The sequence below is a fragment of the Sphingomonas sp. KC8 genome (assembly GCF_002151445.1).
Classification (GTDB): Bacteria; Pseudomonadota; Alphaproteobacteria; order Sphingomonadales; family Sphingomonadaceae; genus Sphingomonas_E.
The window spans coordinates 2,003,694-2,015,399 of record NZ_CP016306.1 but is presented as its reverse complement, the minus strand read 5'-3'; the positions used below and the strand labels follow the sequence as shown (position 1 = coordinate 2,015,399).

Below are 11,706 nucleotides of genomic sequence, written 5' to 3'. Positions count from 1 at the left end.
GGTGCTTATCCGCCTGTGTGGAAAGCGCAGAATTTGTTGCCGTCGAGATCGCGGAAATAGGCGGCATAGAACCCATATTCCGCCGCGCCCCTCAGCCCGGGCTGGCCTTCGTCCGCACCGCCAAGTGACAAAGCGAGCGCGTGGAACGCATCAACGGCGGACGGGGAATCCAGCGACAGGCTGAGCATCGATCCGTTGCCCACCGTTGCGGGCTTGCCGTCGAACGGCGCTACAACCGCGAAGAAGGGCTGGCCCATGCCATTGCCGTAAACCCGGCCGCCGCTGGAATGTTCGAACATCGTTGGCATGCCGGCCGATCCCAGCAGGGCATCGTAAAACGCCTTGGCCTTGTCCAGATCGTTGGATCCGACGAGCGCATATCCAAACATCGCCATACCCTCTCGCTTCAGCCGTCTGCCATGGATGCCCGGCCACCATGATCAGGGTTCGGTAGGTTGCCCGCATCGAACCCTGATCATGGTAAAGGTCAGGCGTCTGTTTCGGTCTCACCCGGCGTTTCGGTCGCGGGGGCTTCACCGTCCACGCTATCCGTGTCGATCTCTTCCTCATCGCTTTCGGCGATGCGTGCGGCCGATACGACATGTTCGTCGTCGGCGACGCGGAAGATGGTGACGCCCTGCGTGTTGCGCCCGGCGATGCGGATATCGGCCACGGTGGTGCGGATCAGCTTGGCCTGATCGGTGACGAGCATCAGCTGTTCGCCGTTATGCGCGGCGAAGCTCGATACGACGGTGCCGTTGCGCGCCGATGTTTCGATATTGGTGATGCCCTGGCCACCGCGCCCGGTGCGGCGATATTCATAGGCCGACGTCCGCTTGCCATAGCCGTTGACTGTGACGGTGAGGATGAACTCTTCGGCTTCCGCAAATTCGGCCATGCGTTCGGGTGCAAGCGTGACTTCGCGGTCGCCTTCCTTCCACGGTGCGGCGCGCAGATATGCGTCGCGTTCCTCGGTGGTTGCGTCGAAGCCGCGCAGGATCGACAGCGAGATCACCTTGTCGCCATCCTTCAGCAGGATGCCGCGCACCCCGGTCGACGTGCGGCTTTGGAACTCGCGCACGTCGGTGGCGGCAAAACGGATCGCCTTGCCGTTGCGCGTGGCGAGCAGGATGTCGTCGCTTTCGGACAGCAGGGCCACGCCGATCAGATGGTCGGTGTCGTCTTCCTCGAAACGCATTGCGAACTTGCCGTTGGTCGGCACGTTGGCGAACGAATCCATGCTGTTGCGGCGGACATTGCCCTCGGCCGTCGCGAACACGACGTGGAGCTTGGCCCACTCGGCTTCATCCTCCGGCAGGGGCAGCACGGTCGAAATCGTTTCGCCCGCGGCCAGCGGCAGCAGGTTCACCATCGGCCGGCCACGCGCCTGCGGCGCGCCTTCGGGCAGGCGCCACACCTTCTTGCGATAGACCTTGCCGTGGGTGGAGAAGAACAGCACCGGGGTGTGCGTCGACGTGACGAACAATTCGGTGATGGCGTCCTCATCCTTGGTCGCCATGCCCGAACGACCCTTGCCGCCGCGCTTCTGGGCGCGGAATGCTTCGAGCGGGGTGCGCTTGATGTAGCCGCCATGGGTGACGGTGACGACCATCTCTTCGCGTTCGATCAGGTCTTCGTCATCGATATCGTCGCCAGCCGGCGCGATCGTCGATTTGCGCGGCGTCGCGAATTCGGCGGCGATCGCGTCCAGTTCTTCTTCGAGCACTTCGTACAACCGGGCACGGTTGCCGAGGATGTGGAGCAGTTCGGCGATCGAGGCGGCGAGCTTGGCGAGTTCTTCGCCGATATCGTCGCGGCCAAGCGCTGTCAGGCGGTGCAGGCGCAGATCGAGGATCGCGCGGACCTGCGCATCCGAAAGCTTGTAGGTGTCGCCATCGACCTCATGTTCGACCGCTTCGACCAGCTTGATGTAGGACGCGATCTCGGCCACCGGCCATTCGCGGGCGAGCAGGGATGCGCGCGCGTCGGCGGGGCTGGACGAGGCGCGGATGATCCGCACCACTTCATCAAGGTTGGTGACGGCGATGACGAGGCCGAGCAAGATGTGCGCCCGTTCGCGCGCCTTGAACAATTCATATTTCGAACGGCGGGTGATCACTTCTTCGCGGAACTGGACGAACGCTTCGATGATGTCGCGCAACGACAGCACTTCGGGCCGGCCGCCGCGGATCGCCAGCATATTGGCCGGGAAGCTCGATTGCGCGCTGGTGTGCCGCCACAGCTGGTTCAACACCACATCGGGTGTCGCGTCGCGCTTGAGGTCGATCACGATCCGCACGCCGAACCGGTTGGATTCGTCGCGGATGTCCGAAATGCCTTCGATCCGCTTTTCCTTGGCGGCGTCGGCAATCCCTTCGACCAGCGCGTTCTTGCCCGTCTGGTAAGGGATTTCGGTGAGCACGATCGACCGCTTGTCGCCGCGCCCTTCCTCGATCACATGGCGCGAACGGACGATGATCGAACCCTTGCCCGTGGTGTAGGCGTTGCGCGCGCCGCCCTTGCCCAGAATCAGCGCACCGGTCGGGAAATCGGGGCCGGGGATGATTTCGTGCAGTTCTTCGGATGTGATCCCGCCATTGGCGATGAACGCCTTGCAGGCCGCGATCACCTCGCCCAGATTGTGCGGCGGGATGTTGGTGGCCATGCCCACGGCGATGCCGCCCGATCCATTGACCAGCAGATTGGGGAAGCGTGCCGGCAGGACCAGGGGTTCCTGCAACGACCCGTCATAGTTCGGGCCGAAATCAACCGTGTCCTTGTCGATATCGGCCAGCAGCGCCATTGCCGGCTTGGCAAGGCGCGCTTCGGTATAGCGCATCGATGCCGGCAGATCGGGGTCCATCGATCCGAAATTGCCCTGGCCGTCGATCAGCGGCACCCGCATCGACCAGTCCTGCGCCATGCGCGCCAGCGCCATGTAGATCGGGCTGTCGCCGTGCGGGTGGTAATTACCCATCACGTCGCCGACGATCTTGGCGGACTTGCGATAGGGCCGGCCGGGGACGAAGCCGCCTTCCTGGCTGGCATACAGGATACGCCGGTGCACCGGCTTCAGCCCGTCGCGAACGTCGGGCAGCGCGCGGCTGACGATCACCGACATGGCATAGTCGAGGTAGCTCGACTTCATCTCGTCGACGATCGAGACTGGGGAAATGTCGCTGTTTTCGATGGACGGCGGGACGCTGGCCAAGATGGTATCCGTATACGCTAGGGAAGGGTCTCGACGCCCGGTTGGACGCTGGTTCTTACCCTAGCCGAGCTTGCAGGCGGGCGCCACCCCTTCCGGCCCCCAGCGCCCGCCTTGGGGCGGCGGATCCGCCAAGAAAATGCACCGGGCTTTGGTCGGCCTGTGGATCATCCTAAAATGGAGGAGCGCACACACGAACGGGGAGTACGCGCCGCGCGCCGGTACGTGCGTTGGAGCATTCGCATGCTGAATCGATTGCAATCACTGAGCCGGCGCTGGGTGTCATGCGCGTCGATCGTCATTGTCGCGAGTGCCCTTGGCGCGCTCATCGCCTGGCATGCGGGCAATACGATGAACCGCTTTGCCCGCGATCAGCAGGCCAGCCTTATCCAGAACGCCTTTTCGCATGCGGCAATCACGGCGGTCCGCAACCTGCGCTCGTCCGCGCAGAGCCGGGAACTGATCGAGCATCTCGACCGGATCGACATGCCGGAAACCAAAGAGTGGCTCGACCGCGAATTTGGCGCGGTTCAGGCCGAAGCCTTCGGCCATCGCGCGGTTCTCGTCACCAGCCGCCAGGGGCCGGTTTACGCCTATGAATATGGCCGTCCGATGCGGCCGTCCGATGCCGAAATGCTGGCCTATCAGGCTGCCGATACGATCCGCACGGCGCGAACGGGCGAACCGCACGGCCTCAAGGAACGGAATCTTTCGCCCCTGGCTTATGGCGTCGAAAAAGTCGGGACGGACCCCGATCATCGCGCGGATACGCATGTCCTCAACATCCAGAACGAAGCCACGGTCGTTGCGTCGGTGCTGACGGGGGAAGGCGAGGGCGGCTATGTCCTCACCGCGTTCGTGCCCATCGGGCAGCGCCGTCTGGAATCGTTCAACAGCGTTCTCTCGCTGGGCGGTATCACGGCGATCCCGCTGTCGGCCACGGTGCCGGCGGGTCGGGACAGCTTCATCCTGCGGGCCGACGATGGCAAGCCGATCGAACGCCTTGTCTGGACGCCAAGCCGGCCGGGCGACGCCCTGCTTTATGGCGTGCTCCCCGTCATCCTTGCGGTTGCGGCGTTGTTGAGCGCGCTGCTCAGCATATGGTCGATCCGCATCCGGGCGTTGCGTCGCCGTGCGCGGCTGAACGGGCTTCGATCGGAATATCTGGCCAACAATGACGAATTGTCGAACCTGCCCAACCGACGACGCTTTTCCAAGCGGATCAATGCGATCGTCGGCGAAAAGGGGTTCCAGATCGCCTTTATCGACGTCGACGACTTCAAGGCCGTCAACGACAGCCTGGGCCATGGCGTCGGCGATGATCTGATCCGCTGGTTCGCCGGGCAGCTTTCGGCGGCATTTGATGACGGCCATTATCTGGTCGCCCGCATCGGCGGCGACGAATTTGCGATCATCGATGAAAACCCCGAACGTGATGCCGATGCGCTGGGCATGAAGATCGCGGCCCTGATCGGGCGCATGTTCAAGACGGATAATGCGGCGCTGCCGATCAGTCTTTCGGCCGGCATCGCCCAGTCGCCCGAACATGGCACCAGCGCGGTCGAACTGATGCGCAACGCCGATATCGCGCTGTATGAAGCCAAAGCGGGCGGCAAGGGCCAGTATGTCGTGTACGAACCGGGGCTTGGCGAAAAGGTCGCGGCGGCCAAGCAACTCGATCACCGGATCGCGGCGGCCGTGTATGATCTCGATTTCGAACTGCATTATCAGCCGATCGTGTCGCTGGCCAACGACCAGCCGTCGAGCATGGAGGCGTTGCTTCGCTGCAAGTCGGACAAGGGCCTGACGCCGGACATCTTCATTCCGATCGTCGAACGGCTCGGCCTGATGCCCCATCTGGGCGACTGGATCATCCGCCGCGGCTTCGAAGATTCGCTGCAATGGCCGGGGGTCAGCACCGCGATCAACCTGTCGCCGCTTCAGATCCAGCATCCCGGCCTGCTCGATGCGATCGACAGGGCGCAGGAGGAGTTTGCGATCGATCCGACGTCGATCATGTTCGAAATCACCGAAGGCATCCTGCTCAATTCCACCGATGAAGTGCGGGCGGTGCTCGAAGGGATGAAGCAGCGCGGCTACAAGCTGGCGCTCGACGATTTCGGCACCGGCTATTCGTCGCTATCCTATCTGGGCGATTTCATCATCGATCGGCTCAAACTCGACCAGAGCTTCCTGCGCGGCGGGCGCATCCTGCTCGAACGCAATTCCACGCTGGTGAAGGGCGTGATCGATATCGGCCGCCAACTCGGTATCGAAGTGGTGGCCGAAGGGGTCGAGGATCCGGGCGACGTCGCCGCACTGCGCGCCTGGGGTTGCAGCCACGTCCAGGGATTCTACATTTCGCGCCCGCTGCCATTGCCCGATGCGGTGGAAAAGCTGCAGCACATCATGAACGAAGCGATCCTCGACGTGCCGTCACGCGGCCATATCGGCAAGGGCGTCGCGCTCTGGTCGTGACGCCCTTGCCAAGGTTCAGTGGCCGGGGTTCCTGGCGGGTTTGGTATAGGGGATGAACGGTCCCAGCCCGACCGCGCCGGTCTGCATCCGGGCGGATGTGCTGTACAGCCGGACGGTATCGATGCTGCACAGCCGCGACGAATGGGTGTCGGTGACGAGCACGTCGCCATCGCGCAACTGGGAGGCGCCGGCCGGCGGCCGGTTCACATAGACGGTGCCGTTATTCGCCTCATAGATGATGGCCGTGCGGCTGATGATCTTCGACGAACGGATGTCGCGCAGGAAGATGCAGTCGACCGGGGTGCCGGCGATCCGGCCGGCGGTGGCGCGGGCGATCTGCGCGTCCGGGCTGCGATCGGTGGCGGCGCTGGCCAGGCCGGACGTCATCATCAGGGCGCTGGCGAGCATCAGCGTCAGGGAAGTGCGCATCGCAAGAATCCTTTCTTCGGCGAACGTACTGTGATCCGGATCCGTCATGGCATCGATCACGTGGCCGGCACCTGAACGAAACGATTCCATGGGGGGCAATATCCGTTCTGGCCGGTCGCGCTTTCGGCAGCAGGCTCTATAAGGGCGCGATCCGGCGGCGATTTTCGATGACAAAGGAAAAGACATGGGTGGAACCGTCCTGATCACGGGGGCGACGGCGGGCATTGGCGCGGCGGCCGCCCGGCGCTTTGCCGCGGCCGGCTGGAAGGTGATCGCAACCGGGCGGCGGCGCGAGCGGCTGGATGCGCTGGTGGCGGAACTGGGGGCGGACCGGGCCTGTGCGCTCACCTTCGATATTCGCGACGAAGCCGCGATCGATGCGGCGCTGGCGGGGCTGCCCGATGGATTCGGCGATATCGACGTGCTGATCAACAATGCCGGCCTCGCGCTTGGCACCGCGCCGGCGCAGGAAGCCGATCTGGGCCAGTGGCGGCAGATGATCGACACCAATGTCACCGGGCTGGCCACGATCACCTACCGGCTTCTGCCCCGGTTGATCGCGCGGCGCGGGGTGATCCTCAATCTCGGTTCGGTCGCCGGCACCTATCCCTATCGGGGCGGCAATGCCTATGGCGGCACCAAGGCGTTCGTCCGGCAATTTTCGCTCGGCCTGCGATCCGATCTGCACGGCACCGGGGTGCGCGTTACCTCGATCGAACCGGGCATGGTCGAAACCGAATTTACGCTGGTCCGCACCAGCGGCGATCAGGCGGTGTCCGATGCGCTTTATGCCGGGGCCAGCCCGATGACGGCGGCCGACATCGCCGAAACGCTTTACTGGGTGGCGACGCAGCCGGCCCACCTCAATATCAACAGCATCGAATTGATGCCGGTGTCGCAATCCTTCGCCGGTTTCCAGGTCGCGCGCGAGGGCTGATCCGCCGCGCGCGATCCGGCGATCGGCTTATTCCTGGCTGGCGGGGGCCTGCGCGTCGTCACCCGTATTGCGGGGCAGGCGCGCGGTCATGCCCGTCGCATCGGCATCGTCCAGCATCTGCGCATCGGGCGCGACCGGTGCTTCAGGTTCGGCGACGATGATGTTCGTTGGCGTCGTCGGTTCGGGCGGGGCCGTTTCCGCCGGTGTCACCGGTTCGGCCTCGGGCACATCGCCTTCGGGTACGACGTTCTCGTCGCTCATTTCGTTTGGCGTCGCTTCCGGATCGGAACTGGAACAGCCGGCCAATATGGTCAGCGCGAGCAAAGCGGCGGCAATAATCGGGCGACGGTTCGTCATGTATTTCCTCTCAGATCAACGTCAGCGTGCGGCCACGGCCGTGCGGCCTGATCGCGCTTCGATCTTCGCCGCCAGCTTGCCGTCCCAATTATAAGGATCGGCCCGGAAATTCATCTGCCCGCTGCTGCTGGCGAACGCCGTCCAGTACAGCAGATAGACGGTCACCGGATCACTGATCCGTGCCCGCACGGTATTGCCCTTGTCGACGGCGGCCTCGATCGCGTCGCTGCCCCAGGCGCTTTCGTTCTTCAGCAGCAAATTCGCCAGTTCGGCGGGCTTTTCCAGCCGCACGCAGCCATGGCTCGCCAACCGGCTATATTGCTGGAAGGTCGATTGCGACGGGGTGTCGTGCAGATAGACCGAGAAATTATTGTCGAAATCGAACTTGTAACGGCCAAGTGCGCTGCGCGTGCCAGCCGCCTGTTGCAGCCGGGTGCCGCCATTGCCGGTGTCGATCACCTTGAAACCGTTGCGCTTCAGATAGCCGGGGCTTTTCTTTTCCTTGGGCCACAATTCGCGCGTCGCGATCGACGATGGCACGTTCCACGGCGGGTTGATCACGATGCTGTGGATTTTCGATTGCAGCATCGGCGTTTCATCGCCCGGCCGGCCGGTCACGGCGCGCATCGACTGGACGGGGACATCGCCGTCGAACACTGTGAGGATGGCGGCGGCGATATTCACCTGGATGCGATTTTTCGGCAGGTCCTGCGGCAGCCAGCGCCAGCGTTCCATGTTGGCCATGATCTGGCGGACGCGTTCGCCCGCGGGCACGTTCAGCGCGGCCAGCGTCTGCCCGGCAACGGTGCCCGTGGGGTTCAGGCCGTAGCGGCGTTGCGCCCGGCGCACGGCTTCCACCAGTTCGGCGTCGAACTTGTCGCCGCTGCGTTTCACCTGGGCATCTTCCACCGCGAGCCGCTGGCGCAGCGCCGCCACCCGCGCACCACTGGCGCCAAGGCCCAGATCGGGGCCGGCGGCCAGCGCCGGCCAGCCGCCGGCCGCGTCGATCGCGCGATACGTGGCCAGGCCCTTTCGTAGCCCGTCATAACCGGCATAAGGCGGCGGCAGCGATGCGATCCATTGCGCCAGCCGGTCGCGTTTCACCGCGTCGGCAAAGGCTGGCAGCGGATCATAAGGCAAAGGCCGCAGGCCCCAATCCTTCTGGAAATCGGCGGGGTCGAGCCGCCCGGCATGGACGGCGTGGGCATGGTCGAGTGCTGCGCGCACCAGCGTATCATTGTCGGAAAAGCTGGCCGGGGTGCCACCGGCATAGCGCAACCCTTGCGCGATCGCGTCGCTGTTGATCAGCGTGGCGAGTTGCACCGATTGCACGGCCGTCAATGTGGGCAGCGGGATGACCGGCGCAGGCGGGGCCATAGGCACGGGCGCCGGCGGCGGGAGGAGGTTGACCGGCGGCCCCTGCGCGGGTTGCGGCACCTGCGCGGTTGTCTGCGGTGCGGCTGCCAGCGGCGCCGTCAACAGCCCTGCGACCGTCATGGCGCCGGCCGTTTGCCGCATGAACCAGCGGCCACGTACGCCGATGGATCCCAAAACCTTACTCATACCCCGTATCACTCCAGCCCCGGCTTGCCCCATCGCTGTGGGCGCCATGCCCGATGCAATCCTGCTCTAGGCTGAACCGCGAGCAAAAACACGAGCATGTCTGCATCGTCCACCCGGACGCGGTGATCAAGCGGCGGGCGGTAAAATATCGTCTTTGGGAAGAATATCCATGCGCCGCCGTGGACTCCAGCGTCTAGCTGATCTGGCGCTTGCCCAGTTTGCGCGCCAGAGTACGGCGATGCATGCCCAGCCGCCGCGCGGTTTCCGAAATGTTGAAATCGGTTTCGGCCAGCATTTCGTGAATCCGTTCCCATTCCAGCGTCTTGATCGATGTCGTTCGCTGGGTGACGGGGGCGGCGGCGTCGCCCCGGCCCTTGGCGAAAGCGGCCTCGATATCGTCGGTGTTGGATGGCTTGGCCAGATAGTGCGACGCCCCCAGCTTGATCGCTTCCACCGCCGTCGCGATGCTGGCAAAGCCGGTGAGGACCACGATCTGCATATCCGGATCATGGGCATGGAGCGTCTGGACACAGACGAGGCCCGAAGCCGTGCCCAGTTTCAGGTCGACCACCGCAAAGCCCGGCTTTTCGGTTTTCAGCACATCTTCCAGGGCTTCGTGGCTGGCGGCGGTGACGACGCGATAGCCGCGCCGTTCGAACGATCGGCGCAGCGTGCGGGCGAAGGCTTCGTCATCCTCGACGATCAGCAATTGGCGTTCAGCCGTCATCATCGTCCGCCTTCTTCAGTTCCAGCGTCGCCAGCGGCAAGGTCAGGGTGACGGCCGCGCCGCCGCCGGCCATATTTTCCGCCTGCACCTCGCCGCCCAGCTTGCGCATGACATTGACGACGAGGAACAGGCCCAGCCCACCCCCCAGGCGGCCTTTGCTCGATTGATAAGGCTTGCCGATATTGGCGAGCATGTCGGGCGCGAAGCCGGGGCCATGGTCGCGGACGACGAAGCGCAGCCGGTCCTGTTCGCGGGTGACATAGATGCCGATCCATTCGGGCGAAGCATCGGCGGCATTGTCGAGCACGTTGAACAGGATCTGCTTCAATGCAGGATCGGCCACGATCGGCACGTTGCGATCGAAATTATTGCTATAGGCCACTTCGACGGCGGCACGCGCGCCCCGCCAGTCTTCGACGATCTCATCAAGGAAGGCGCGCATCGTGGTCACGGCCGGGGCTTCGCCACGCGCTTCGCCGGCGGCCACGAGGATGCCCGAAACGATCGCCTTGCAGCGCCACACCGCCGCCTGCATCTCATCCAGTTCTTCGCGCACCTGCGGATCGGCGGCAAAGCCCTGCATTTGCTGCCAGTCGTTCAGGATCACCGCCAGCGAGGACAGCGGCGTGCCCAGTTCATGGGCCGCACCCGATGCCAGCAGGCCCATGCGGACGATATGGTCCTCTTCGGCGGCGCGCTGGCGCATCGCGGCGAGGTGCGCCTCGCGCGCCTGGAGATTGCGGTTGATCCGCGTCACGAACTGCATCAGCAGCGCCGCGATCAGCGCAAAGCATACCAGCGTGCCCAATATGTGCATGTCGAGCAGGCTGTTTTCCAGCCGGAACGGCAAGGCGAGCGGGCGATAGAAGATCGCGAGCATTGCCGAACAGACGGTCGTGATCGCCGCGATCACCCACGCCGCCCGGGAATCGAGCAGGATCGCCCCGATCACGACCTGCAACAGATAGAGCGAGATGAACGGGTTCACCGCGCCGCCGCTCAGATACAGTTGTACCGTCAGCGCGCCGACGTCGAACAGCAGCGCCAGGAACAGTTCGACCTGCGTTACATTGTCACGGCGACGCAGCACCAGAAGGCTGGTGATGTTGAGTGCGACGGCCAGCACGGGAACCACCAGCATCCAGCGCAGCGGCAGGGTGATGCCCATGATGTAGTGCACCAGCAGGATCGTCGCCATCTGGCCGGCCACCGCGATCCAGCGCAACTGGATCAGCAGCAGCATGTTCTTGCGGCCAGCGGATTCTTCGGTCGACGTCGGCATGGTCAGGGCGGCCGCCGGATACGGCGGCATCATGATCGGGTCTGCGCCCGGCGCAGCCTTATTTCGTCGCGCATCAGCAGCATGTAGCCGCCGATCACCATCGCCGCCAGCGTGAACCAGGTCAGCGCATAGCCCAGATGATGATTGGGAAAGCTGATTACGGTCAGCCCGCTCACCGGCAGGGCGGCGGGATCGGGGTTGGCAGCCGCATCGATGAAATAGGGTGCGGCGTGGTCGATCCGCTGGGCGGTGGCGATCGCGGCTACGTCGCGCGAATACCAGCGGCCGGCGGCGGGATCGTTGCGGCGCAGGAAACCGCCGCCCGGTTCGGTGATGCGCAGCAGGCCGGTCACGCCGGCCGGTTCGGCCGTCCGCATCCCGGCGATGGCCGCCCGCGCTTCCGGTGGCACGAACCCGCGATTGACGAGGATGGTGAAGCCCCGGTCGGTCGCCAGCGGGGTCATCACCCAGAAACCGCTGCCGCGCGCGGTGGCCGCCTGCACGAAGCTGGTCTGCGCGTGGAGGAAGCTGCCGCGCGCTTCGACCCGGCGATAGGCGTGGCTTGCGGCCTTGATCGCCGGCCACTCATCTGGGCCGGGGGCCGCCACCGGGGCGGCATGGATACGGGTGTCGATGCTCGCGATCAGCTGTTGCTTCCACGCCAGGCGGTCGACCTGCCACAGCCCGAGGCCGATCAGCGCGGCGACCATCGCCAGCGCCACCAC

10 protein-coding genes are annotated in these 11,706 nt (G+C 64.6%); 2 read left to right on the top strand and 8 right to left on the bottom strand.

Annotated features, from left to right (window positions below):
• Positions 1-5: 5 nt before the first annotated feature.
• Entirely contained in the window at positions 6-395 is a 390-nt protein-coding gene (locus tag KC8_RS09535; protein WP_010125467.1) for a VOC family protein, read from the bottom strand.
• A gap of 92 nt (positions 396-487) precedes the next feature.
• Positions 488-3,211, bottom strand: coding sequence for a DNA gyrase subunit A (gene gyrA, locus KC8_RS09530; RefSeq protein WP_010125468.1), 2,724 nt, complete (start codon positions 3,209-3,211; stop codon positions 488-490).
• 240 nt (positions 3,212-3,451) lie between these two features.
• Between gyrA and KC8_RS09525 the strand changes: the two genes are divergently transcribed.
• On the top strand, positions 3,452-5,686 hold the full coding sequence (locus KC8_RS09525) for a putative bifunctional diguanylate cyclase/phosphodiesterase (protein ID WP_010125469.1): 2,235 nt from the start codon (positions 3,452-3,454) through the stop codon (positions 5,684-5,686).
• A 15-nt stretch (positions 5,687-5,701) separates the two neighbouring features.
• On the opposite strand, the gene KC8_RS09520 is transcribed toward KC8_RS09525, so the two are convergent.
• Positions 5,702-6,115 carry a hypothetical protein gene (locus tag KC8_RS09520; RefSeq protein WP_029624536.1) on the bottom strand — a complete coding sequence of 138 codons (414 nt, stop codon included), beginning with the start codon at positions 6,113-6,115 and terminating at the stop codon, positions 5,702-5,704.
• 184 nt (positions 6,116-6,299) lie between these two features.
• Here KC8_RS09520 and KC8_RS09515 point away from each other — a divergent pair, with 184 nt between their 5' ends.
• Positions 6,300-7,052, top strand: coding sequence for an SDR family NAD(P)-dependent oxidoreductase (locus KC8_RS09515; RefSeq protein ID WP_010125471.1), 753 nt, complete (start codon positions 6,300-6,302; stop codon positions 7,050-7,052).
• A 27-nt stretch (positions 7,053-7,079) separates the two neighbouring features.
• Here the strand turns inward: KC8_RS09515 and KC8_RS09510 are convergent, their stop codons facing one another.
• The 5 genes from KC8_RS09510 to KC8_RS09490 form a co-directional block, all read right to left on the bottom strand.
• Positions 7,080-7,409 (bottom strand): hypothetical protein, encoded by a 330-nt coding sequence (locus KC8_RS09510; protein ID WP_010125472.1) that lies wholly within the window; start codon positions 7,407-7,409, stop codon positions 7,080-7,082.
• 21 nt (positions 7,410-7,430) lie between these two features.
• The gene (locus tag KC8_RS09505; RefSeq protein ID WP_010125474.1) at positions 7,431-8,927 is read right to left on the bottom strand and encodes a L,D-transpeptidase family protein; all 1,497 of its coding nucleotides are present in this window, start codon (positions 8,925-8,927) and stop codon (positions 7,431-7,433) included.
• Between the two features lie 238 nt (positions 8,928-9,165).
• Positions 9,166-9,699: a response regulator transcription factor gene (locus tag KC8_RS09500; protein ID WP_010125475.1), complete on the bottom strand. Its 534-nt coding sequence runs from the start codon at positions 9,697-9,699 to the stop codon at positions 9,166-9,168.
• On the bottom strand, positions 9,689-11,011 hold the full coding sequence (locus tag KC8_RS09495) for an ATP-binding protein (RefSeq protein ID WP_010125476.1): 1,323 nt from the start codon (positions 11,009-11,011) through the stop codon (positions 9,689-9,691). The genes KC8_RS09500 and KC8_RS09495 overlap by 11 nt, the downstream gene beginning before the upstream one ends.
• Positions 11,011-11,691 carry an SURF1 family protein gene (locus KC8_RS09490; protein ID WP_138956681.1) on the bottom strand — a complete coding sequence of 227 codons (681 nt, stop codon included), beginning with the start codon at positions 11,689-11,691 and terminating at the stop codon, positions 11,011-11,013. Before KC8_RS09490 ends, KC8_RS09495 begins: the two co-directional genes overlap by 1 nt.
• Between the last annotated feature and the right edge of the window lie 15 nt (positions 11,692-11,706).